Source organism: Nocardia sp. NPDC003979, assembly GCF_053605015.1.
Genome location: NZ_JBSGIJ010000037.1, coordinates 1 through 24,152 on the forward strand (window position 1 = coordinate 1; position 24,152 = coordinate 24,152).

General features: G+C 60.5%; 23 protein-coding genes and 2 pseudogenes. 8 read left to right on the forward strand and 17 right to left on the reverse strand.

The features are described 5' to 3' along the window. Positions 1-517: 517 nt before the first annotated feature. The 3 genes and pseudogenes from ACWEVR_RS33340 to ACWEVR_RS33350 all read left to right on the forward strand — a co-directional run bounded on the left by ACWEVR_RS33340 (position 518) and on the right by ACWEVR_RS33350 (position 2,683). A pseudogene (locus tag ACWEVR_RS33340) lies at positions 518-1,436 on the forward strand (IS5 family transposase). A gap of 283 nt (positions 1,437-1,719) precedes the next feature. Then, complete coding sequence (locus ACWEVR_RS33345; protein WP_378671432.1) at positions 1,720-1,842, forward strand: hypothetical protein; 123 nt, start codon at positions 1,720-1,722, stop codon at positions 1,840-1,842. A 112-nt stretch (positions 1,843-1,954) separates the two neighbouring features. After that, positions 1,955-2,683: a hypothetical protein gene (locus ACWEVR_RS33350; protein ID WP_452470154.1), complete on the forward strand. Its 729-nt coding sequence runs from the start codon at positions 1,955-1,957 to the stop codon at positions 2,681-2,683. 261 nt (positions 2,684-2,944) lie between these two features. On the opposite strand, the gene ACWEVR_RS33355 is transcribed toward ACWEVR_RS33350, so the two are convergent. Beyond that, positions 2,945-3,412 (reverse strand): hypothetical protein, encoded by a 468-nt coding sequence (locus ACWEVR_RS33355; protein ID WP_019050185.1) that lies wholly within the window; start codon positions 3,410-3,412, stop codon positions 2,945-2,947. Between the two features lie 277 nt (positions 3,413-3,689). Continuing rightward, the gene (locus ACWEVR_RS33360) at positions 3,690-4,283 is read right to left on the reverse strand and encodes an ImmA/IrrE family metallo-endopeptidase (protein WP_022565892.1); all 594 of its coding nucleotides are present in this window, start codon (positions 4,281-4,283) and stop codon (positions 3,690-3,692) included. Positions 4,284-4,400: 117 nt separating this feature from the next. Here ACWEVR_RS33360 and ACWEVR_RS33365 point away from each other — a divergent pair. The 3 genes and pseudogenes from ACWEVR_RS33365 to ACWEVR_RS33375 all read left to right on the forward strand — a co-directional run. Further along, positions 4,401-4,538 (forward strand): annotated as a pseudogene (locus tag ACWEVR_RS33365) (DoxX family protein); the annotation flags it as partial. Between the two features lie 302 nt (positions 4,539-4,840). Continuing rightward, the gene (locus ACWEVR_RS33370) at positions 4,841-5,314 is read left to right on the forward strand and encodes a Rossmann-fold NAD(P)-binding domain-containing protein (RefSeq protein ID WP_022565893.1); all 474 of its coding nucleotides are present in this window, start codon (positions 4,841-4,843) and stop codon (positions 5,312-5,314) included. Then, positions 5,224-5,739, forward strand: coding sequence for a Rossmann-fold NAD(P)-binding domain-containing protein (locus tag ACWEVR_RS33375; protein ID WP_387703325.1), 516 nt, complete (start codon positions 5,224-5,226; stop codon positions 5,737-5,739). The genes ACWEVR_RS33370 and ACWEVR_RS33375 overlap by 91 nt, the downstream gene beginning before the upstream one ends. Before the next feature lie 107 nt (positions 5,740-5,846). Here ACWEVR_RS33375 and ACWEVR_RS33380 read toward each other — a convergent pair whose 3' ends face one another. From ACWEVR_RS33380 to ACWEVR_RS33450, 15 genes are all read right to left on the reverse strand, one after another. Further along, positions 5,847-6,644: an alpha/beta fold hydrolase gene (locus ACWEVR_RS33380; protein WP_067488063.1), complete on the reverse strand. Its 798-nt coding sequence runs from the start codon at positions 6,642-6,644 to the stop codon at positions 5,847-5,849. A gap of 139 nt (positions 6,645-6,783) precedes the next feature. Then, positions 6,784-7,416, reverse strand: a complete 633-nt coding sequence (locus tag ACWEVR_RS33385) for a hypothetical protein (protein WP_022565896.1) — start codon at positions 7,414-7,416, stop codon at positions 6,784-6,786. Positions 7,417-7,446: 30 nt separating this feature from the next. Beyond that, positions 7,447-8,403, reverse strand: a complete 957-nt coding sequence (locus ACWEVR_RS33390) for an MlaD family protein (protein ID WP_022565897.1) — start codon at positions 8,401-8,403, stop codon at positions 7,447-7,449. Next, the gene (locus ACWEVR_RS33395; RefSeq protein ID WP_051719637.1) at positions 8,400-9,491 is read right to left on the reverse strand and encodes an MlaD family protein; all 1,092 of its coding nucleotides are present in this window, start codon (positions 9,489-9,491) and stop codon (positions 8,400-8,402) included. Before ACWEVR_RS33395 ends, ACWEVR_RS33390 begins: the two co-directional genes overlap by 4 nt. After that, the gene (locus ACWEVR_RS33400; protein WP_022565899.1) at positions 9,488-10,591 is read right to left on the reverse strand and encodes an MlaD family protein; all 1,104 of its coding nucleotides are present in this window, start codon (positions 10,589-10,591) and stop codon (positions 9,488-9,490) included. Before ACWEVR_RS33400 ends, ACWEVR_RS33395 begins: the two co-directional genes overlap by 4 nt. Before the next feature lie 2 nt (positions 10,592-10,593). Beyond that, positions 10,594-11,514 carry an MlaD family protein gene (locus ACWEVR_RS33405; RefSeq protein ID WP_019050177.1) on the reverse strand — a complete coding sequence of 307 codons (921 nt, stop codon included), beginning with the start codon at positions 11,512-11,514 and terminating at the stop codon, positions 10,594-10,596. 107 nt (positions 11,515-11,621) lie between these two features. Next, positions 11,622-12,638, reverse strand: a complete 1,017-nt coding sequence (locus ACWEVR_RS33410; protein WP_022565901.1) for an MCE family protein — start codon at positions 12,636-12,638, stop codon at positions 11,622-11,624. Further along, entirely contained in the window at positions 12,635-13,627 is a 993-nt protein-coding gene (locus ACWEVR_RS33415) for an MlaD family protein (protein WP_022565902.1), read from the reverse strand. The genes ACWEVR_RS33410 and ACWEVR_RS33415 overlap by 4 nt, the downstream gene beginning before the upstream one ends. Before the next feature lie 66 nt (positions 13,628-13,693). Then, complete coding sequence (locus ACWEVR_RS33420; RefSeq protein WP_022565903.1) at positions 13,694-14,560, reverse strand: ABC transporter permease; 867 nt, start codon at positions 14,558-14,560, stop codon at positions 13,694-13,696. Next, a complete protein-coding gene (locus ACWEVR_RS33425) occupies positions 14,561-15,295 on the reverse strand; it encodes an ABC transporter permease (RefSeq protein ID WP_019050175.1) in 735 nt (244 codons plus the stop codon). A gap of 1,013 nt (positions 15,296-16,308) precedes the next feature. Then, on the reverse strand, positions 16,309-17,244 hold the full coding sequence (locus ACWEVR_RS33430) for an IS3 family transposase (protein WP_081723032.1): 936 nt from the start codon (positions 17,242-17,244) through the stop codon (positions 16,309-16,311). Positions 17,245-17,683: 439 nt separating this feature from the next. After that, complete coding sequence (locus tag ACWEVR_RS33435) at positions 17,684-18,553, reverse strand: alpha/beta fold hydrolase (RefSeq protein WP_022565907.1); 870 nt, start codon at positions 18,551-18,553, stop codon at positions 17,684-17,686. Positions 18,554-18,570: 17 nt separating this feature from the next. Next, a complete protein-coding gene (locus ACWEVR_RS33440) occupies positions 18,571-19,011 on the reverse strand; it encodes a PaaI family thioesterase (RefSeq protein WP_030204326.1) in 441 nt (146 codons plus the stop codon). A 61-nt stretch (positions 19,012-19,072) separates the two neighbouring features. Continuing rightward, positions 19,073-19,756: a TetR/AcrR family transcriptional regulator gene (locus tag ACWEVR_RS33445; protein WP_081723035.1), complete on the reverse strand. Its 684-nt coding sequence runs from the start codon at positions 19,754-19,756 to the stop codon at positions 19,073-19,075. 96 nt (positions 19,757-19,852) lie between these two features. Beyond that, positions 19,853-20,497, reverse strand: coding sequence for a TetR/AcrR family transcriptional regulator (locus tag ACWEVR_RS33450; protein WP_022565909.1), 645 nt, complete (start codon positions 20,495-20,497; stop codon positions 19,853-19,855). A 1,002-nt stretch (positions 20,498-21,499) separates the two neighbouring features. On the opposite strand from ACWEVR_RS33450, the gene ACWEVR_RS33455 reads away from it, so the two are divergent. Both ACWEVR_RS33455 and ACWEVR_RS33460 read left to right on the forward strand, forming a co-directional pair. Then, positions 21,500-22,429 (forward strand): ferritin family protein, encoded by a 930-nt coding sequence (locus tag ACWEVR_RS33455; RefSeq protein ID WP_022565911.1) that lies wholly within the window; start codon positions 21,500-21,502, stop codon positions 22,427-22,429. A 62-nt stretch (positions 22,430-22,491) separates the two neighbouring features. Further along, a complete protein-coding gene (locus ACWEVR_RS33460) occupies positions 22,492-23,931 on the forward strand; it encodes a flavin-containing monooxygenase (protein WP_378671433.1) in 1,440 nt (479 codons plus the stop codon). The last annotated feature ends 221 nt before the right edge of the window (positions 23,932-24,152 follow it).

The following is a 24,152-nucleotide window of genomic DNA, read 5'->3' on the forward strand; positions in this document are numbered from 1 at the left end:
TGCCGATGTCCTCGGCCACGTCGACCCCGCGATGACCCAACGCCACTACATGGCACGCGGACGCCCACACAAGGCCGCCGCCGATGTACTCAACCACGCGATCACCGGACAACTACCGAACGACACTGCCCGATAGTTGCCAGTACATCAGCAGCAGGAACCCGAGAAGATCGCCCGAACTCGAACCCATGGAAGCCCGCCAACAGAATTAGTGGGGAGTTAATGGTGACAAAAACAAACGCAGGTCAGCCTAAAAACATAGGCTGACCTGCGCATACGTGGAGCTAAGGGAATCGAACCCCTGACCTTCTCCGAGCGCGCAGCACAGGCAACTATGGCCAACGCTGGATAACTGTCGACTACCAGAACAGCACCCCCACCTGGGCAAACACGCTTCGCCACGACAACGATCGGAAACGCTGGACAACTCTCCACAACGGCGTCTCCAGCCGAATTAGGTCATGTCTCCCAATCGTGTTCCCCGGTTTTCGCCTGGTAGGTGATCGGGTCGGGCATCATGTTCGATGTGGCGGCGGCTGTCGGTGATCGGCATCAGGTTCTGACGGATAACCAGTGGGAACTGCTCGAGCTGCTGCTACCGAAGTCGGATGGTCGGGTTGGTCGCAACTTCTCCAACTATCGCCTGGTCGTGGAGGGGATGCTGTACCGGTTGCGGACCGGGTTGCCGTGGCGAGACCTGCCCGAGGTGTTCGGTCCGTGGCAGACGGTATGGAAGCGTCACCGCCGTTATGCCGAGGACGGGACCTGGGATCGGGTGCTGGTCGCGTTGACCGCGTTGGCAGATGCGACCGGGAATCTCGACTGGGTGGTCTCGGTCGACTCGACGATCGTGCGGGTGCATCAGCACGGTGCCAATACCCGCCGAGGTGTCGGCGCGGTGCCCGGCCCGGACGGTGAGTTATGAGCCGGCTGATCACGGGATAGGCCGGTCTCGCGGTGGGTTGACTACCAAAGCCCATCTGGCCACCGACGGCAAGGGTCGTGGTCTGGCGGTGTTGATCACCGCAGGCCAAGCCGGAGATTCGCCGATGATGCCAGCAGTTCTCGATGCGATCGGGGTACCGCGGCTGGCCGGTGGCTCGCCGCGCCGCAACCCCGATCGGGTGCTCGCTGACAAGGCGTATTCCTCGGCGGCGAATCGAGAGCTGTTGCGAGGCAGGCGGATCACTGCGGTTATCCCGCAACGGTCTGATCAGGTCGCCAACCGGAAACGCCGCGGACGCGCAGGCGGACGCCCGCCCCAGTTCGATTTCGATGCCTACAAGGGCCGCAACGTGGTCGAGCGGGCGTTCAACAAGGCCAAACACTGGCGTGGGGTCGCGACCCGCTACGACAAGCTGGCCTGCACCTACCGGGCCGGGATCGTCATGGCCTTGACAGTCGAATGGCTCAAGCTACTGGGAGACATGACCTAGTGGTGAGATAGTGGGATCACCATCCCCCCAGCCGGTCCCGCAGACGACCCAGTAGCGTGAGGTGATGCTGCGTGGAACCCACGTCGGCGAATGGATCGCCTACCGCCAGCAACACTGAGGTCGCGTGGGACCTGGCAACGCTCACCGAGGACGAACGGAACGCTCGTTTCCTGATGGCCACCGTCGGCAGCGCTGGGCGTATGGTCCAGCGACCAGGTGTGCAAGGGGCCAGATGCGCTAAAGTCCTCGTCACATGTCGGGGTTCTCGGCGAATATTCTCGGCATGACATCGGCAACGACCGCCGTCTCGGGTGGTGAGGACTTCGACTACGCAGGCGAGCGCAATCCTGCCAAACTTCCCACAGCAGTGACCCGAGCGGGCCTTGCCTGCGGTGCCGACGGTTAGCAACTTCATTGTGGGGGAGTCGATTCGGATATCCACGGTGTCCTCGGTCTTCGCGGGCCAAGCCAGATCGACCGCGCCTATCGAGGTCGTACCGTCAGAGGACTCGCGGGCTGTGTTCGACGAACTGGTCTCGCAGGGCGCTATCCACAACAATCTGTCCATTGGCGGCGACCCCGAAGGCAGCTTCGACTTCTACCTGCCAACCGAAGGACGCGTCCAGGCTCGCATCGCCCGTGATACGTACCGCCACAAGCTCGCGCTGCGCCGCGTTCTCGAACGGCTTGCGAACCCTGGTTCAGATGTTGCCGACGACTTCAGCGGGCCGTTGTCTGCCGGCGAGATCCGCGAAGCAACACACTATCTGGTTGAGATTGGTCTTTGTAAGGGCTCCGAACGAGCAGACGGAGAGTTCTACCACGTGGAAATCACTCCCAACGGTCGGGCCGCCGCGCGCCATCCGTACCTGATCGATGGGGGTTCTGCACCCATCGCGCCGGTCACCAACATCTCGGCCGACAACTACGGGGCGATGACCGTCGGCAACCAGGCTGTCGGCGGGCAGGGGCACACCATGAACGCCACCATTACACAGGGGGCGTCTCTCGACGACGTCCTGACGGCGATCAGCCAGCTGCGCAATGACATCGAATACGCCCCCGGCATCGATGACGTCGACCGCGCGGAACTTCTCGAAGATGTCGACACGTTGACCGAGAAGGGGATCAAGCGCGGGCTCAACTGGTTGAAGGCAGCACTGGTCCCGTTCGGTGTGCAGGTTGCCGACGTGGCAGGCCAGGAACTTGCGGACAGGGTGCTGGCCATCGGGTCCCAGATCATCTAGCGAGCTCAGTGCTCTTCCCGAGCCTGTCAAGGACAGTCCTGAATACGCCGAAGGCTCCCTTGGAGGGCGCCTTCGGTTGCTCTTCGCGAGCGAAGCATCAGTCCCTACGCGGGACATCGTGCCCGGTACGGTCCGATCCGTCGCGTTCTTGCGACGACGACACCCAGGGCGCGGCGTACAACCAGTCAGGCGTAGACGTTCTTCCCGCAGGGGTCGGGGCCCACGCGATTTGACGCTCTCGCCCGGGCCTGCCCCGTGGGACTACTGCTGGCTAACGGCCGCAGCCGCTTTCTTGGCGCGACTGGCGAGGGCGCGGCGCTCGGTGGCAATCGCGTCGAGCTCAGCGGAATCGACCCCTCCCTCAGCCCACCGAGTAGCGAATTGTTCGAGCCGGTCAGCCGAGTTACGCAAAGCGGTGCGCGCTTGCTCAAGCGGCACGTTGTCGACGTGATTCAAAGTCGCTTCGAGTACGTAGCGGGAGGCGAGCAGCTTATGCTCGTTGCCTGCGGTCGGCCCGAACTCCACGGCGTCGAGCCAGGCGGGCTTCTGCTGCCACGGAGCGAGATCCAGCATGGAGAGGCAGGTGCCATACTGGAAGGCAACGAGCTGGCTCGTGCCTTGGTTCGGAGAGTTGGGGTTGATCCTTGCCGCTTCGCTCTCGTAGTTGTCGAGCATGTCGCGAAGTGCAGAGAAGTTGTTGGCCCAGGTATTCAGGTCGGCAGAAGTCACGTTGTACCTCCTAGTCGGTGAGCTTGCACAACGATAGCCATGGCCACCGACAGATCAGCGCCAGCTGAAGGCTCGACGAGGACGGCGCTGGCCAGACTCGGCGCGCCGACGTCGAGAACCGGAGCGACAGCCATGTCTCGCACGATTGGTTCACCCGTTCCACTTCGACTGCTTCTGTACGCCGCCGCTGTGGGCGCGTGCGCACGCTGACACCCAGGATCGAGACCGTGCGCACGCCCCGTTCAGCCGCGCACACAGTGCAGCTGGCCGTGCGCATCTACACCCGCCCCGTGCGCACGCCGAGAAATCGGAGAGATTCCGCTGTGCGCACGGCCCTCAGCACGAAGGTTCTCACGGTGTACCCAGCAGATACGTAATCTCGCACGACAGTGAGGCGCGGGCGAGGCGATCCATCCGCGACCGTCCGCGACCCGTTTCCCTCGTGCTGGGTCATCGTCAGTCCGAACAGGTACTCGGTCACCCCTTGGGGAGTGAGACCGAACTCCTTGGCAATGTCGCGCACCGTCATCCCTTGCCCACGCAGCCCGGCGAGCACTCTATCCAGCACCTGTGACGATTCATGTACAAGCGCCGAGCCTGGCTCCGCGGAGCGGAATCCACGCTTGCTCAACTCCACCAACGCTGCGCGATATGTCCAGTCAGTCATCAAACCCAGCGCATGCAGCCGGTTCGCCAGCGCTGTCGCGGAGACGTTCCATCGAGCCTTCGCACGGATGATCTGCGCCACGCTCGGGTTTCGCAGACCCACCGCCAGAACATCATTGCGAGGCATGAGCAGCGCGCTGGCGAACTGATTCGCCGCAGCTTCCGCCTCGCGCCCGTGCGCACAGCATGAGTGCAGTGAATACATAGGTGCCCGAGCTCGTGAGGTGCATCGAACCGTAGCCGCTCGGCGGTGGTGTCGAGAAAACGAACGGAGCATTGCGACGGTAGAAGCTGAAGGCATCGACGTCTCAGCGCCGCAGTCGGCCTCGCGGTGATCATGACGCTGGCAATGGTGGCCCACGCGCGCTGGAAGGAGCCCGCCGCGATCGTGTTCAACCTGGCCCTGCTGGCAGCCGCGGTGTTCGTCACTTGGGGACGTTTCGGCCCCTACGCCTCCTGACCACCCCGATTCCCGAAGGAGGACTCGTATGAATGTCACCGTTTTCGGGCCACCGGTTCGCTGATGGTGGACCGGCTGCTCGCGGCCGGGCACACCGTGACCGCTTACGCCCACAACCCGCCAAGATCCCCTCTCGCTGGGGTGAGCAAGTGAAAGTCGTGGTCGGCGAGGTTTCCAATGCGGCGCGATCGAGGACGCAGTATGTTGTGCCGATGCAGTGATCAGCGCGTTGGGCCCGAGCATGGACCGCAAAGCCAACCGGGACCCCGCTGATCGAGGGCACCAGCCACATCCTGGCGGCGATGAAGCGTCACGGTGTGGGCCGCTTCGTCGGCCACGCCACTCCTGCGGTACTGGACCCGCAGGGGTCCCCGACCTTGATCACCCGGTTGATCGAGTTCATGCCGCGCACGTTCATGCCCCGCGCCTACGAGGAGATCACCGGCATGTCGAACCAGATCATGTCCTCGGGGCTGGATTGGACGATCGTGCGGTTCATCGCCCCCAAGGACTGTGCACCGAAGGGCCATATCCGGTCAGGTTCTTCGGCACCGACAAGCTCGGCTTCGCGATCACCCGCGCCGGCATCGCCGCCTTCACCGCCGATCAGATCGGCGAGAGCCGCTACCTGCATCGCGCAGGCGCCATCAGCAACTGACCACCGTCGAAACCTGAACGGAGACCTGTGTCCATCGTCATCACCGTTACCTCCGGTCACCTCGGCCGAGCAGCCGTCGAAGCCGTCCTCGACCGCAGCACCGACCCCGCCGAGGTGATCGCCGGTGCCCGCGACCTGGCCAAGATCATTGACCACGCCGCCCGAGGGGTGCACACCGCGGTCATCGACTACGATGACCCCACCACCATTACGCCGGTGAATATGTTCGTGCTGGTCTCGGGCACCGACCTGGCCAACCGCGACCGCCAGCACACCGAGGAGATCGCTGCCGTCGCGAAAGCCGGTGCCGCGCGGATCATCTACACCAGCGGCCTCAACGCCGACGACACCGCGCTGTCGACCGCGGCCATGCACCTGCCCACCGAAGACGCGTGCGTGCCAGCGGGGTGTCGTACACGATCCTGCGCAACGGCCGGTACAGCGAGAACTACGGCCGCGACATCCCCACCGTTCGCGAGACCGGTGTGCCGCTGTCGAGCACCGGCGACGGTGTGGTCGCCTCGGCGTCGCGCCGGGATCTGACCGAAGCCATCGCCGTTGTGGTCACCACCGAGGGGCATGAGGACAAGACCTAAGAGCTGTCCGGCGACACCGCCTGGGCCTACGACGAACTCGAGCCTCCGATGCCGCTATGCAACGTCGCTGTCCGAGTACGCCATTGGCATTGTCAATCCCAGTAGGTGGGCCGCAATCTCACCGCGGCGTTCATAGGGTAGAAAGTGCCCGGAGTTCGGGAAGATGACCAGGCCGCTCTTTGGTACGCGACGGTGTATCGCACGAGCGTGATAAACGGGAGTCAACAGATCGCGCGAACCTGCGAATACGACGACACGACAGTCGAATCGATCCAGTGCCGAGTACCGATCATGGGACAGGATCGAACGAGCCAGCTGTGCGACGCTGCGAGGATTGCTGCTCGCCAGCTGCCCTACCGCTCGGTTCAGGTCGTGGCGGAATGGGCGGTACCCGAACAAGACGGCACGTGTCAGCTGTCGCACGATGAGCAGCGGCCGGGAAGGGATCACGAGAAGCGGTGCCACAGTCAACGCCAGCGATACCAACCATGACCAGAACCCGCGGCGCATCAGTCGTCCGAGGATATCTCCGGCTCCAGTCGCCACGAACGCGACACCGACGACTCGCGCTTCGAGCACCATGCTGTCGCGTTCGGCCAGCGCCATCAATGTCATTCCGCCCATGGAATGACCGCCGAGCACGATCGGGCCGACGGGTGCATATGCGGAGATGACTGCAGCGAGATCGTCGGCGAGAAGCTCCAGGCTCGCTGGAGCAGATTGCGACTGCCCGTGTCCTCGATGGTCATAGGCGAGTACACGCACGGTGGGATCCGCCGTGACGACGAGTTGTGCGACGTCTTCCCAACTCCCATGAGAAAGCGCCAGCCCGTGTGCCAGGATGATTGTCACTCTCGGGCTCGTCGATCCCCACTCGGCGATATGCAAAGCAGGCCCAGAGTCCCGCTCAAGCATGTATTTTCGGGGAGCCACAAAGATCGTAGATCTCGAGGTCATAATTTCAGTTCCCTACTACTGACAGTGTCGCTGGCTACTTGACCGGAAGGGCCATGTCAACACCGCCGACATCCGTGATCTTCCAATCCGTGTTCTTGTCTAGCGTCACCGTGTAGGTGACAGTTGTTTGCGCGCCCTCCGGGGTCTGCGCACTGGTCGATGTCACACTCAAGAAGACGTTCACAACATAAACACCAGCGTCTTCTGATTTCACTCTCGCGGCGATTGGGGTCGCGTTCGAAGTCCACTTAAGTGGAAGTACAATGTCTTTGAGCTGCGGAGCAGTGAGGTCGAACTTGTTCGCTAGGGCGGGGGAAGTATTCGATTTCAGATTACGTACCCATCCATCGAAGTTCTGATAATCAATATTGGACGCGCCAACAGCGTACTCGGAGGCTACTTCTTCAGCCCTCTTTTCCGCGGACGCAATGGAGTCAGCTTCTCGCAGCTCATTCCTCGTAGAGAGCCACAACAGAAAGCTAACAGACATCCCAACGACAAGTGTTACCACTATCGCTCCGACAATGATCGAGCGCAAGTCCACCGACAGCGTTCTTCCCGGACCAAACCGGTTCCTGTTCGCTACGACCGACTCTGCCGGCGTACCCAACTTACTAGATACGGTCTCCGCTCTGCCGTCGATGTTGTCAGCGGTTTCTACGGGCATGAATATCTCCTCGGGTAGCGTGTTTCGGTCCTATTTGATGCCGATACGCACATTCAATGCACTGTCTCCAGTCGCGCTGAGAGCACGTGCTATCAAATCGCTTATGTCTATCTGTGGCATGGACATCGCCGCGCTGTCCGCCAGCGGTTGCACGGCTGGTGCCAATTCTTGCAAGTCGGGTCCAATGCGGCTGAGATATTCCGTGACCTCGCCGAGGAAAGGCACGACGCCGTTGCCTTGCAAGTAGTCGTCCGGCATGGTGCCGATACGGGCCAGCCGGGCGATGGAATCGGCGATGAGAGCACCCCACATTCCTGCCTCGTCCCACAAGGGACCAGCGGCTGCCATCCCGGGCCCGGCCCAAGCCATGTCCGCGCCCATCGTCTGTAGATCGACGAGGATGCTGCGGATGGCGGGCGACCTACTCAGAATCGTCTCCGACAACAGTGTCGTCGAGGCTGCCAGCCTCGGCATAACGGTGTCTGTTCCCGTCAGCGCTTGATCCAACGTCTTGACGATGTTGCTGATCGCCTGCGGATTCAGTTGTTCAAGCAGACCCGTAACAGTCTGCGCCACGTCTGGAATCGAACGGGGCAGTATTACTTGCACCGCGTCGAGGCGCTGGCCATCGGTTAGGTAGGGACCGGCGCCGTTCTTCGGCACGAACTCGATATAAGGCTCACCGAGACCTGATAGGTCTTCGACTGTCGCGGTCCCTGTTGCCGGAATTCGGTATCTCGACTCGAGGGCTAGTTGCATTTCGACACCGCGTTCAGCCTTCTCTATCGACGCGATCTCTCCCACCCTCACACCACGTAGGAGTATCGGTGAACCCACTAGCAGACTTCCCGCCTGGGGAACACGCAACGTCACGTTGATCGAGTCACTGAAGACATCTATTCGCAATACACCGAATGTGAGATAACCGACGCCCAGAATCAAAACCGACATGATAGCAACGAGGGATAGTCCCGAACTCAGTTTCATCGCACTGCTCCGATCATCCGCAATGCCGATAGAATTCCAGCGATCCGGTCGGCTTCGGATCCGGGAGAGCCTTCGGCAGTCTCAAGGCCGGCAACATTAACCTTCGGTCCGTGCTCCACGAATGGAATGACCTTTTCGCGCAAAAGCGCAATGATCTTGTTCAAGTTCGACGGGGCTGAGAGGTCCAACGGACGGGACGTGAAAAGGAGTGGTATAAAAGCACGGGCAGCCGCGTCGCCTGACTGCGCCAGCGGACCGATCCATCGGAGGGAATCTGTCAGTAGCGTGAATCCATCATACAGTGTGATCAAACCGATCATCGACGTCATCGACGCAGCCGCCTGATCCACTCCAGAATCTGTCAGCAGATACTCCAATTCGGGTGTTCGGCTCAGGACAGCATCGGTACTGGCCCGCAGTCCACCCAGTAAGCCGTCGATAGCATCCAGGTGCTGTGCCAAGTCTTCGATATCGGCACCCAGCACTTCCGAGATCGAGGCAGTCTCCCGTGTATCCGCCGGAAGCACCGAGTTCACGCGGTTGATGATCTCCTGAGCCTGCTGTATTCCACCCCCTTGGACAAAGGTCGCCAAGACGTTCATGGTGTCCTCAACCTGAAGCAACGGCTTAGTTTGTCCTCGATCGATTGTGGAGCCCGGCGCGATGAGGCCACCTCCGCCGGCCTCCGGGGTGATCAACGCTATGGAGACGTCACCCAGAATGGTCGGCTGGCGGAGCTCAGCCGTAGTTCCAACAGGCAACCGCACCGATTCGATTATTTCCACGTCGACCACGACATACCCGTCGTTATCTTTCCCGGCATCGATCACCGCAACGTCGCGGACAATTCCGGCACGCAGACCGTCGACCGTCACTCGTGCTTGTGACGGCAGGTTTAGCGTATTGGCGAACTCGATTCGGATACTATAGCGGGCCCCCGATATCCCAGTCCCAGGGACAGGAATCGAAGCTGGATCGAATCCGCAGCCGGGGACAAGGCATACAAGTGCCACAGCGGCCGCGGTCACGAATTGCGTCCGGCGGGTCCGGGAAGAAATGGCCACCGCGTCTACTCGCAGATTCATCATCGCGCACCCGCCATTCCGAGCACCAAGGGAATCAGAGAAACATTCGTCAAACCGTCCTCAGCAGTATCGCAACGGCCCTGTGCGACCAGGCCGATCGCGGCACATATTCGGTCAGCATCAGCTTGGGGCATGGCCACCCTAGGGGTTGCATACGTCAGAACGGGTCGACCGCTGTGCGCGTCGGTTACGTCCCCGAAGGCTTGCAGCAGCGGGGGCGCCATGTCGACAATGTCCCTCATTGTACCGATATTCGCGCTGGCGAGGCGCGCGAGGGGAACTGTCGCATCGAGACCTTGGAGGATTTGGTCACCAAACATAGTGGTGATTTCGTTCAGCCATGGCACGATAATTCGCAATGAGTCGATGATCGAGACTGTTCGCGCGAAGATTCCGTGGTCGATCACCGCCAGCCCCGGCGCCAGACGGGTGATCATGGATTCGATATCTCCCCATCCACGCGCGACACTATTCATCAAGCTGTGCAGCGAATCTATGAGGGCTCCGAGGTGTCCGGCGGCAGCGTTGGACGAGCCGAGCGCCCGGTCGAGTGTACGGATTATTTCATTCATTTTCGGACCTGTGCCGGACAACGAGCTGTCGAGTGCGGCGATTTCCTCGGATAGCTGCCCGCGCTGTGCCGGATCACTCCCATTGTCGATTTCTGCTGCGAGGGCACCCAACGCATCGAGTGTCTGTGTCATGCTTTTCGGAGTCAAAGTACGGGAAATGCACTTTCGGGGATCCCATTCAGCATCGGATTCACTGTTGTCGAGAATAGCCAAGGAGCGATCAGCAACGATGGTGTCTGAAAGGGTAGTGGCCGATACCTCACCACGCGGCGTATGGTTGGCGTCCACCTCGAAATCAACCTGCACCGCTTCGCCACGAGGTTCGATGTGCGTCACCGTGCCAACTCTGACGCCACGAATGGTGACGTGGTTTCCGGTGTACAGTCCAATTGCGTCCGGCATGGTTGCGCAGTAGTGCCGCATCGTCTTCGGAGGATTGAGTACCGCGAAATACCCAGCAACCAATATCGTGCATATAGCCCCGACGCCGAGGAGGGATATGAGGCCGCGGGAGGCCAGAATCCTATTCATCCTTAGCAGTCCTTTCCAGGGACGGGAATACAAAACGACTGCGCAACGACAACCGATGCAGACTGGTCAATAACGATGCCATCTTCTGAGGAAGCGACGGGCTGCAGTCTCGACATCAAGTCCCGAGTGCTTGTGATGATCTGCCCCATACCTTCGCCTAGACGGTTCAGTTCGGGTATGACCTCGGCCAGACTTCGGGCGATGGAATCCAGCCTTGACCGGTACACCGGCTCGAGTGCTGCGATCCGAGACAGAAGCTGTTCCATCAACCGGACTGCCTCGAAAATCTCAGCCTTTTTGCCGAGCCCCACCGTCTCCATAAGGTTGACACTTGCGATCAGTTCCCCGAGGATCGCCTTCGAGTTATTGATTGCACTGATGTACTCGTCGGCCATCGCAAGCGTTTCCGACACGTCCCGACTCTGACGGTCGAGAATTTCGACGAGCGATGTGAACGCATCGACTGCTCGCTGGATCCCTGCCGGCCCGGAAACGATCGCGCGGTTCATGTTAGTCAAGTTCTGCCGTAAGGTATCGCCCTCAATATCCGCGATCGGCTGTGCTGCGTCCTGAAAGGTCCGACCGAGGCTGTACGGGAGATGCACCCTGTCAGAAGGTATCGGGGCGCGAAGCGATGAAGTCCCTGCTGATGTCAAGGCGAGATAGTGCCCACCGATCAGAGTCAACATTCGGACGTCGAGACTTGTCTGATCGCCTATGAAAATATCATCGTCAATCGTAAAGCTCACGCGGACGTCCTTTCGACGCAGCTCAATCGATTTCACGGCGCCGACCGGAACACCGGCGATACGGACGTCATCGCCGACCTTTATGGACCCGAGTTCCGACATCTCGGCCCAGTACGTCGACTTGCCGAATGGCACCACGTACACCAAAACGCTCGCTAGCAACGCGACACCCATCAGGAATGCTCCGAGGGCGCCCCATCGCAATTCCCGCGAGTCACGTGATGAGGCAGCCGTTGGCGCCCAGCCAGCGAATCTCCCGATAATGCTGACTAGTTTGGCTATCATCCTTTGCATATCGATATCCTTTGTCCCGTGATCATCACCTGGAAAGGATCCGGGCTGTCGACGTTCCCGTTCGAACAGTTTCGGTTCACGACAGGACTATCGGACGGGATCCAACTATTCAGGGTCTGGAGCATCGCTGGCAGTTTTCGGAGTACTTCGACTGCCTGTTGAGGATCTGGAAATATCGTCCGCAGCAGTGTATCGGCGTCCGGATTGCTACCAGGAGTCAACCCAATCGCGTCGAGGAGGCTGTTCAGCGGCGCGATCACGTCTGGAGCCATAAGAGCGAATTCGACGATTCCATCCACCTTGCTACGTAGCGTGGAGACAACCACCGACAGCTCCGAAACAAGCTGCACCAGATGTGAGGATCGACCGCCGAGATGGTCAGATATCTTTTTCAGATTAGCCACCAACGCGGTAATCACTGCCTGTCGGTCCATCGTATAGCTGGACAAGGTCTGGATAGAGTCGAGAACCGAACCGATACCCGAGCCGTCTCCTTCTATAGCGGCGATCATATTAGTAGCGAACTTATTTACTGCTGCTGGTGACAACTCGCTCAGAACCGGTTCCAGCCCGTTGAATAGAGCTGTGATGTCGAATGACGGGATGGTTCTGGAAGCCCCGATCCTACTGCCTGCCGCCAACTCCGCAGTGACTGGCGATGATTGTTGAACGTCGACGTAACGCTGGCCCACCAGACTCTGATATCGTATAGCTAGGACGGTGTTCTCGTATAAATGCCGATCGCGTTCGACCATGAACGTGACGATTGCGCGACCATCCTCAAGTGAGATCGAAAGCACTTTACCTATGCGGACACCGTTCATCCGAACATCGTCTCCGGACTTGAGACCGTTCGCATCGACGAACTCCGATGAGAACTGCTTAGTCCCTCCTGAGACCGGGCGTTGTACAGTCTGCGCGATTGCTGCGAGCAGCACTGCGATCACGACTACAGAAACCGCGAGCTTCGCGACTACCACCAATAGGCTGCCATGCCTGTTCATCGACCACCCCCGAAATACGGTGTCGGAACCAACGTTTCCGGCGATGACGCCGCAATCGCGGGAACTAGATCGAGAATCAGTTTGATACTCAGTACCGGGCCACTAGGCGTCGACGTGAACGACCGATCCAGCCGCGACAGTATCTCGGAGAGCTGCATGCTCGAAACACCAGGCGTCGAAACCATTCGACTGCCACTTGCAAGAATCGGCGTGAGCATTGCCGCGTATTCTGACAGATGCGCCTGCGCCGTGAATAGCGTTCCCGCGAGGGCGGGGAAGAAGCGTTGGCCTACAACACTGACTGTGGCGTCGAATAGTTCGCGTTGGTTATTCAGAATCTCGATGGTGGTGAGTCGATATATCAGGCCTACCGTGCCGTCGATCATCGATGCGCTGCCGACAAGCATCGAGCCGTACTGTTCCAGCAATGCCGAGACCGGCACAGAGCGTGTCTCAGCGACGTTCCGACCGGATACCACAATCGCCTCCATCAGTGGCGTGAATTGGCGGGCCGCTGTAGCAACCCGCACCAGCACGTCGGTGAGTTCCGGGGTAAGGAGGCTTCCCGTGGTCTCCGCGACTGTCCGAATCAGTACACCCATGGTCGCATCTCGCTGCCTGTCAGATCGAGGACCCGTCAGGTCGATAACAACGCCGTCTCGCAGGGGTGTGCCCCCAACGCCCGGTTTCAGCGCAACCTCGCTGATACCGAAGAGATTAGACGGCGAGTAGTCTACGAGAAGGCTGTCGGTGAGCCCGCTCGAGTTTGTTCGATCAAGCATCAAAGTCACCTGTTTCGCCCCATCACCTGAGCCGATGGCAGTGACGGCACCGATGCCGACACCGTCGAACTGCACCGGCGTTCCCACGCCGACGCCGTCTCCGATTTTCTCGGTGCGCAACACCACGAGCATTCGGTTGTCGCCGCGGGCCGCATTGCCAACTGTCCAAGCGGCCGCTACTGACAGTGCCGTCAGCACGGCGACCATACCGACAATAATCGACGATCGCTTTGTTGCCGATACTCCCGGCATTTCATATCGAGACATCGGCGCTCACCCTGTGAATTCGATCGCGGAGTTGACACCCCACAGGAGGATGGTCAATACCATGTCTAGACCGATGATCGCCACAAAACTTGCCCGGACGGCACGGCCGGACGCAATTCCGACGCCTTCCGGCCCGCCTGTCGCGAAGAACCCTTGATAACTGTGAATCAAGATGACAGCCGTCCCGAATACCAGAACTTTGATCACAGCAGCAGTGATATCCCACCCGCTGATGAATTGATAGAAGTAGTGATCGTAGACACCTGCGGCCTGGCCGTGCAGCTGGACGATCACAGTCCGGCACGCCGCGTAGCTGAGGATTAGCGCGATAAGAAAAGTCGGAACGATCGCCACCGCGCCGGCAACAATCCTGGTCGTTACAACGAAAGGAATCGATCGCAATCCAAGCGATTCGATGGCGTCGATCTCCTCTGAGATCCGCATCGATCCGATTTGGGCGGTTATACGACACCCAGCTTGTGCGGCGAATCCGACTCCTGCCGCGATCGGCGCTAGCTCTCGGGTGTTGGCGAAGGCTGAGACAATGCCTGACACCGGCCCCATACTGATGAGGTCTAGAGTCGCGAATGACTCGACGCCGACCGAGCCGCCGATGACCAGTCCCAGCACCACCAGCATCGGGACCGTTCCACCGCCCACGATGATCGAGCCTTGCCCCCACGTCATATCCGTGATCGCGCGCATTGTCTCCGCTCGATATCGTTTGAGCGTGAACGGTATCGCCGACAATGCCTGCCAGATGAAATTGAGGACGAAACCTAGAGGCTCCACCGGAACGACACGGTGCCCGAGTGACGCCGCAGTTCGCCGGGCCTTCACTAGCCGCGGGGGAGTGTACTTCATCTCCGACATCTATGCCAGCCTTGTTGGAAGGAACATTGAGACCAACTGAGTGACCAATAGATTCACGACAGCGACAGAGACGACGGAGAGAACAACTGCCGCGTTCACGCCATCCGCTACTCCACGTGGACCACCTTTGGCCTCAAGACCCCGCTGGCACGCGATCATCACGACGATGAAGCCGAACAGCACAGACTTGACAATCGACACGCCGATATCCGCCATTACGGTGAAGGATCCGAAGGTTCCCCAATAGCTGCCGGGCGTCACCCCCTGAGGACCGACCGCGACTGCATATCCCGCCACGACCCCTACGAAGATGATCAAGACATTGAGCATCGGTGCAACGAGAATCATCGCCACCATCCGGGGAATCACGAGGCGATGCATAGGACTTATGCCCATCGTTCGCATGGCGTCGATCTCTTCACGGATGTTGCGGGCGCCCAAGTCGGCCGCGATCGCGGCCGCGCCAGCCGCGCCCAGCAACAATCCTGTCGCCATGGGGGCGCCCTGTTTTATTACCCCCAAACCGCCGGCTGCACCGAGAAGCGAATCTGCGCCGATCTGATGGATCAGGTTCCCGACCTGAACCGAGACGATAACCCCGAATGGCACGGCCATTAGAATTGCCGGAATTGCGGTAACCGTAATCAAGTACCAGGATTGATACAGCGCCTCACGCCATTGAAACTTCAATCCGGCAATGTCACTCGCGGCACCCATCGCGGCTGAATACGCCATCCGCGTAGTCCGACCAAACGTTCGGAGGCCAGAGACCACTGTTCCGGATAAATTCTCACGAATTACTCGGGCCGACGCCGACAACTCGCTACGCGCAGGCACCACGGCAGATTCCCATCTCGTCTCTCGCATCGTTGTCCGAGATGGCGGCGGGCGCAAAGAACGCATCGGTTCGGCCGATCTTGCACCCGACGCACTCGGCTGGTGTTGGCCGGAAAGCTGTGCCTTGCTGAGTTGCGGCCAAGTGCGCCATCACGACCACGCCACCTCCATGTGTGCTACGGCAAGTACTAGATACTCAAGGTACGAGTATGCGTCCTGGGTCACACCCTGTCAATAGACCATCAGACTCCAACGGATGCGTAACAGCAATCGATCCGCTAACTTGCGATCCGATCCGACGATCGCCGCTTGGCGATGGATTTCGAGTCGCTCGCGACCTCCACCGGATGCAAGCTCGCCGACACGCCAGACCCATCAGCGCGGTCTCGCCGACCGCGATATGCCCCTTCATCGCCGCATGACCGTCTCGAAGCCTTCCCGTAACTCCATTTTCGAGCAGTCTCCATGCATACACAGCAGAATCTGCCGGGAGAACGGTCCGGGGAAGACCTGGCCCATCATCACTCGCGCAAGGTGACCGAGATGGCATGAGCAAAACTACAGTTAACTTCATGCGGGCGCGAGTGCTTCCGCCAGCCATGATGGAATCTGTCTCGGCCGGTCTTCTAGGTCTGGTCTTACCCTGGTTTCACGGAGCCGTGGACCTCATGCCACGATGGTTGCGTTCTCGTACTCCATCGAGGTCAGCATTCCGATGCCGCTATGCCGCCGCTGCCGGTTGCGGAAGAGCTCGAGGTATCGAACATCGCGTCTTGCTCCGCATATACACCCGTGGCGTCGGACGCGGCGTCGAGCCTCCAGCCCGATGAACCCACCGATAGCCGACGTCAGGCGAAACTCCCGCGGCAGCGGCCCGGTTCCTGGCTCCTCGATCCAGAAACTCTGAAGCGCTATCTCGTCCTCGGACACCTCGGCGCCGAACGGACCGCCGAAGTCGTCCGCGACAGCCTCATCGCCGCCGTCACCGAACTACCCGCGACCCCCCACCGCACCGCGACTTGGGACCAGGATGCCGAGACAGCCGAGCACCGATCCCTTTCCCATGGCCACCGACATTCGCGTCTTCTTCGCCGATCCCGGCGCACTGTGGCAGCGCGGCAGCAACGAAAGACACCAATGGTACTCTGCGGCAGAACCGAGGTCGCCGAGGAACTCACCGGCCGTCCACAGAAAAATTCTCGACTGCGACACACCAGCCCAACGTTTGGCTGCTTTGATGGACGCTTCATAGTCCGGCCGTTGCGACGACTCCTGGATCCAAGATGTTTCATGATCGAGCGCACCTGTCCAGAGCCAACCTCGATACCCATGCCGATAGTGAGCTCGGCGTGCATGCGGTGCACGCCGTAGCGGCCACGGGAGGCCAGATGGATAGCCCGGATCGTTTCGGCGAGCATCTCGTGGCGCAGTCGGCGTTGGCTGGGTGATCGGTTGCGGTGATGGCGGTAGCCGCGCTCGGACACGCCGAGCACACGGCTGGTGGTGCGGATGCTGATTCCTTGCCCGGTCAAGGTCGAGACAGCCGGGGACCGCCTTTTGAGCCGAGCGTGGGTCGTCGAAAACCTTCGCGGCCAACCCCGAGTCGCTCGCAGCTCCTCCTCGAGTTGCTTGATCCTGTTCAGCGCATCCCTCAGTTGCGCCGATTCGTCCATGGATGTCCCGGGGGCCTCACCGCGGGCCTGGTGTTCCACCGCTACAGCGTGGCTCGGTGACTCCAGATCACGGGCGACATCGGCGACCCTGCGTCCTTTATCGACGACCAGAGCGACAGCGCTTTCACGGAATTGTGGGGAGTACATCATCGGCATGAGCGGAGATCCGTCCATCGAACGGTTGGAAACTCACAACTCAGCGGACAGAATTCCTAGACAGCCCAAGGCGGTCCTCAACCCGTGACGGTTTGCCGACGGCCCGGCGTCATTCTGTGACACGGTTGAGATTGGTCTCCAAACTGCCCGAACTGGCTCAAAGGGGCAAGGCTGGTGCCAGCACAAGCAGGACGAACGGAGAGCACATGCAATGCTGCCCAGGCCGCGCACTATCGCCAGTTGGCCATCGCTAGCGACCTCAAGTCCGCGCCTCTCCCGCTATCTCTGGCCGGCGTCATATGCGGCTGATGGGCCTCTCACCCTTCAGCCGCCTGGCCTTTGCAAGTCGCGATGTGCCTTCTTGCAATCAGAGAACAGCCCGTCAGCAGGCGTTCCCTTGGCAATGGTGTCGTGCAAGGCGCCATGACCAGCATCCAACCGCCGGAAGCGATCGGGCCTATAGGGTGCGTCCGAGGAAGTCGGTGACAACCTGCGTGAATGCGTCATTGTCATCTCCTGCCACCATATGGCCAGTTCCGGAGACATCGGTCGTCTCCGCGTGCGGCACAATTTCCAGGAATTCTGCAACGGTCTCCTGCGATACCAGATCGGACAGGGCACCGCGCACGAGCAGGGTCGGCGCGACGACTCTACCCGCACCCGCGACGAGCAATTCTACAAGTGTGTCGAATTGCTCGGCACCGGCAGACGCGTCCTGTTGCAACGCCTGAAAACGACTCGTGATGAAGGCGGGATCCCATCGCCACACCCATCGACCGTCGGCTCGTTGCCGCAGTACCTTGTAAAGGCCCTCAAGCCGCACCGGTCGTTCGCGGTGCGGGTTGTATGCCGCGATGACGTCGGCAGCGTTTTCGAGGTTCGCGAATCCGTCAGGATGCGCGGACATAAACGAGACGATGCGTCGAGCGCCATCGAACTCCATCCGTGGGGTCACGTCGACCAGCACCACCGCTCCCCACAACTCGGGGGGCGCAAGCAGGTGCGCGGCAAGAACGGTCATCCCGCCCAATGATGCTCCGACGACCGCGGGCGCGTCCTCGGTGCAGAATCGTTCTCGCATTATGAGCAGGTCATCGACAAGGTGCTCGACGTCGTATCGTCCGTCGGGGGCCCAGTCACTGTCGCCGTGCCCACGTGCATCGTATGCAACTACTGTGTAGCCGCGATCGCGCAGGCGGAGCGCTGAGGTGGTCCAGGCGTGACGACTCTGCCCACCTCCATGCAGCAGGATCACAACCTGCTGGTTGGAACCATGGGGATAGTAGTCGGCCGCCAGCGTGATTCCGTCACGCGCCAGTACCTGCATCTCGATAATGCCATCCGTCACGAGCTGCCGCCCCCGTCGCTGACGATCGTAACCGTTCCCTGAGCGGCGCACACTGGCCTGCCGTCGTTGGTGATGTCGATGCGTGCGACGCCCGATCGCCTGGTCAGGGCAATGACATCTGCCGTGGCGATGCATACGCCAGCCGTGACCGGCCGCAGAAGATTGATCTTGAACTCGGTTGTCGCGACCCAGCAGCCGGTCGGGATCACCGGATAAAAGACAACACCCAGGCAATGGTCGACCATGGCTGACAGGCAGCCACCATGCAATGTACGGAAGGGGGTAAGGAGCTCGTCTCGCACCTCCATCTCGGCGATCAACCGACCGGCGCTCAGTTCGGCATGACGAAATCCGAGATAAGCCGAGATGCCGCCCACATCCGTTGCTGCGCCGAGCACCTGCCCAGCAACTCGGGGGTCGAACTGCGGGAATTCCATCGGAGCCTCCTCCGTCTCTGCGTTGACCTGCCCCAAGGTGACACTACTGCCCAAGGTGACACTACTGCAGATTTGTGTCACCTGCATTGCCGATCTGCACGTCGTCGTGACAGCGGTGCCGATCCAATTCGGTAGACGCTGGTACGACGATGGCAGGCAGGAGGCAGCGGCAAAGGTACGCACGGAGGCCAGCAGGGCTGCGTCGTCTCGGACCGCGCACGGTGAGCAGGCTGAGGATCGTCCGCAGGATCCACTCCGCGGCGTCGTCCACTGAGATCCCCGGCTGCAGGTCATCGCGGTGACGGGTGAATACCGGTCGCAGGAACTCGGTGACGAGTTCGAAGAGGGCGACCGATGTGGACTCTGTCAGACCGATTCCAGCGAGGCGATCATCGCTGACGAACAGAGCGGAAATCGACTTCTCTCGGCTGGCGGCGTGAACAGTGGTCTCTACGAAGACCAGCACGGCAGATGCGAGATCAGGCTGTCCGGCGAGTGGCCCGCCAATCCCGTCGAGGTAGCGGCCGGCCGTCCGCAGGACGACGCCCGAGACCACCGATTCACGGTTCGCGAAGTGCCGGTACACCGTGGCCCGAGAGACGCCGGCCTGCCGAGCGATGTCCTCCATCGTCGTCGCCGAGAATCCGACCTCTTCGAAGCAGAACTCTGCGGCATCAAGTAGGGCATCCCGGGTGCTACCCAGGGCCGAGAATCGCGCGCCGCGACGTGCAGATTTCGTCGTCACCACAACAAGTATGCCGCTACTTCGTCGAGGAGCGCATCCCCCTCTGTCCTCTACCGGTGCGCATCTCTGCGGCCGGGCAGCGATACAGATCTGACATTATGTCGCGCTACCGCCAACTGAGTCGTCACGCAGCTGAGGCAGGAGGTGGCGGCGCGCGAATCGGCGCGCACCCTCAGGGGTATCGAGGGATATGCGGGTCGATGGGGTCAGCACGAACGACAGGATCACGCGGACAGTCAGCTCGGAAACCACGTGAAGTTCGACATCCGTGCGGGCAGCATCAACTTCTTGCGCGAGTTGGTCGGCCAGAAAGTTCGACGCGGTCGCGACAAGACCCCCTGCCTCGATCGTGAGAAACGGCAGTAGTGACTCCGGCTCGGTCTCCAACAGCCTGTTGAGCAGGGCGTGCCCCCGTACTGCCTTCAGCGTGAAAACGAATCCTTCGACGATCTTCTCCTCGAGATCCTGATGATTTGACACCTCTGCTTCCAACTCAACGAGGAACCTGGCGAGTTCTCGCAGAATCACCGCCTCGACAATGCGCCCCTTGCTCGGGAAGTGTCGGTACAGCGTCACACGTGCCAGCCGTGCGCGACGAGCGATGTCTTCGATCCGTGTGCGGCTGATCCCGACAACTTCGAATTGCCTTAGCCCGGCGTCGAGGATACGTTCCGAGGTCCCAGACGGCGACGGCGTCCGGATCACCGCGATGGCCTTCAGAAGCAACCTGGTGTAGTTCATCGTCGTGATCGGATCCTTCGAGCCGGGCAACGTCGCCGGGTGTCATGTGGGCAGGGGTCGTTGGTCGACCGTTGAGTATGCACCCAATGAACCTCCGTACGCCATACTTTCAAACCCCTGACGTGGGCATTGAAACGATCATACTAGGTGAGTACCATCGTTCCTGTGGTACGCAACGGGGCGCCCCGGTGCAAGTCCGGGCTGACGACGAACGAATGGATGAGGACCAACACGCGCGGGTCCTCATCGTCGGATGTCGTCGCCTCGGGACTGGCCCTATCGGAGAGGGAGTGCTCTGGCCTTGCAATAGTCATCATTGGAAGCGGTGTCCGAAGTGCGGTGTGGGCGTCGGCGGTCTCGCTTGTGCGCACGCGTTTCGGGGCTGCTTGCTCACTTGGTGGCGCAGTTCACGCTCCCGGTGTCAAGCATTGCGGACCTACACTCCCCTGCGTTCACGCCGCTACGCTCGCGGCTTGTTCACTGCCCGCCCACAGCAGACTGACGTCTGAGCTCTCCGCACGATCTGCCTTTCCCGGTGCCCTCGGTCGTGCGCCGAACGCCCCGACGGTGTCGCTCTCCTGGTGCGCACGACCATGGATGGCGGGCCTGTCGGTGGTCCGCCACGCGATTAGAGGGCTTTCAAATCGCCATCGCGGAGTACCCGAGGCGGGGCCTCTGCCCGTCGATTCATGGCCAGGACGTACGCCTAATCGCAGCTGCGATCGCCTGACACCTCCCCCCTCGCCGGCCTCGACCTCGCTAACGGACGCAAATGGCGCGCACGGGCCCGCGATTTCAGGAGACCCCGCTGCGCCGCGGCCTTCGCCCGGCGCCGGATTACTCACGGCCAGCATGCGCCAGCGACGAGCGTTTTCGTCTACTGGAACGAGTTCCAAGAGTTTTGTCCGACAATGCCACACGTGAGCGGCTACCGCTGCGAAATGCACGGCCTCCGGACACCAGGCCAAGATTTTGTGTCCATATTTGCGAAGGAGTAGAGCGATGTCAATCGATTTGCCGCACACCTTGGAAATCATAAAACAACGCCAATGGGCACTCGGCGACTTCGACTGGGGGGAGCCCGGCGCGGACACGATAACGGCCGAGCAGCTCCCGCAGGTCAAGCAATTCATGTCCGATCTGGTCTGGATCGAGCAGGTCGGCTCGCGCGCCTTCGTCGCGCTCGGCCGTCAAACCAAGGACAGTACGCTAGCTGAGATCTACCGCTACTTCCAGGCCGAGGAACAAAAGCACGCAAACGCCGAGCTGGCCCTCATGCGCCGTTGGGGAATGCTCGATGACGACGAGATCCCAGAACCGAATATCAATATCCGACTAGCCATAGAATGGCTGGACAGCTACGCAGATGATCTGCCGCTGTCCGTACTAGGCTCAGCGATTCCGATGCTCGAGGTGGCACTCGACGGAGCACTGTTGAAGTTCCTACTTGAGGAGATCCAGGATCCCCTGTGCCACAAGGTCTTTCAGCGGATCAATGCCGATGAGTCCCGTCACCTAGCTGTGGATTTCCATGTGCTGGACATGATTGGAGCGGGGCCGATACACCGACTGCTGATCGAAGCCGCCGGCGCCGCGCTGCGCCCATCCCTACTCATCGGCATCCTCACCGGGTTGCCCCTGCTGACCCGTATGCACGACAGCATCATCGCGATGGGACTCGACGAACAGATGCTCTTCGACGCGATTCGGAAGTTCGGCATTATCGGTGACCGGAGCGTCGCCACCCGCCGCAATCCGATCTACCAACTCGTCAAGTACTACGGTGAAATGGTCATGGACCAGTCGCACCCTTATCATCGACTACTCGGCAATGCCCTGTTGACGATCACTGAGCACTACCCTAAACAATGGCTCGGTTCGACTCCTTCCTGGATCAACGAGCTCACTTACCAACCGGTGGCCGCAGCATGATCGACGAGGGGCGGCCGACAGACGATGACCCCGGGCAAACAATTCCCGGTCCCACACGAGTCGTGATCATAGGTGCCGGGTTCTCGGGAATCGGCACCGCGATCCGATTACGGTGCGCGGGGATCGAGGACGTCGTGGTTCTCGAGCGCGCACCTGAGCCCGGCGGTGAGTGGCGCGACAGCGTTCATCCGGACGCATCCTGCGGTCGTCCGTCAGTACTGCGGTCGTTCTGGTTCACACGGGATCCCGCCTGGAGCCATAGGTATACGCCGGGCGTAGACGTCCGTGCCTACATGCGCGGCGTGATCACCCGGCATGGTCTCGATGGACGGATTCGCTACGGGTACAACGTAAACGGACTCGACTTCGACGAGGCTCGAGGGACCTGGCATGTGCGTGTCTCGACCAGCAGTGGCGAGGAGGAGAGCATCACTGCCCGCTCGGTCGTGGTGGCGACTGTGCCGTTCTCGAACGCAAGCAGGCGCGAGATCGTGGGCGCCGACGACTTTCGTGGCCACAAGATAGACGGTACCCGATGGGACGCCGGTATGGATGTCACCGGACTGACGGTGGCAGTCGTCGGTACCGGCACCAATGCAGTCCAGATGATCCCGGAGTTGGTGGACCGAGCCCGCCACGTCACCGTATTTCAGAGTGCACCGCGATGGGTTCTTCCCCACCCGCAGTACGGGACGGCAGGGTGGAGACGTTCGCTATTCGAGAAACTACCGCTGGCCGAGGATCTAGCCCGGAGTGCCCACTTCTGGGCGTACGAGTCTATCGGATACGGTTTGGTTCGAACAACAGGTCTCACCACCGCGCTGGAACAGGTATCTAAAATCCAGTTGAGGCTTCAGGTCAAAGATAGATGGGCGCGACGGCAGCTCGCACCGGACAACCGGGCGTGCCGTCCGCGATTGCTCATCTCAAATGATTTCTTACCGGCTCTAGATCGGGACAACTGCAGACTCCTCACCTTCCCGATCATTCGGCTTACGGAGCACGGAATCCTCACGGTTGATGGCGTCGAGCGCCGCTTCGATACGATCGTTTTCGATGCACCCGGCGAGGCTGGAGTACCATTCCCGGTTCGTGGTTGTGGCGCACGTCTCCTCCAGGAAGAATGGGTCGAAGGAGTTTACGCGTACAAGAGCATACATCTTTCTGGGTATCCCAACCTACATTTCACTTTCGGACCGAACTCCGGTCCGTATTTCTGCACAGCCCTAGCCTATCTGGAGGCGCAGATAGATTACATCGTAGAGTCGGTGCGGACGCTGGAGCGATGGGGGCTCCGATATATTGATGTACGAAAGTCAGCGCAGGACCGATTCAACGCGGTTGTTCAACGGCACTTGGCTCGCACGACTTGGAACTCTGGATGCGTTACTTGGCCTGTCGGGGAAGATGGTTTTAATCCCGCGGCTTTCCCGGGCTTGGCTCGACAATTCCGTAGCCAAATGACTCAGTTCGCCCTATCCGACTACCACGCTGTGCCCTAGGAGCTGCGGTCAGGTTCAGTTGCTGAGTCGTCGCGGTCTGATACTGCGGCACCGACATTCAGGAATCGATAGTGGATGTCGATGCGGCGTTCCATCGATCACCGTTCGCCGATATTGGTGGGGTCGGGCCGCTGGGATCTTCCTCGGACTAGGTGTGATGTCCAGGGAGGTTGTCCCGCTCCCCGCGGGTAAGTCGATGTGACAGGCGAAGGCCCCCGGTA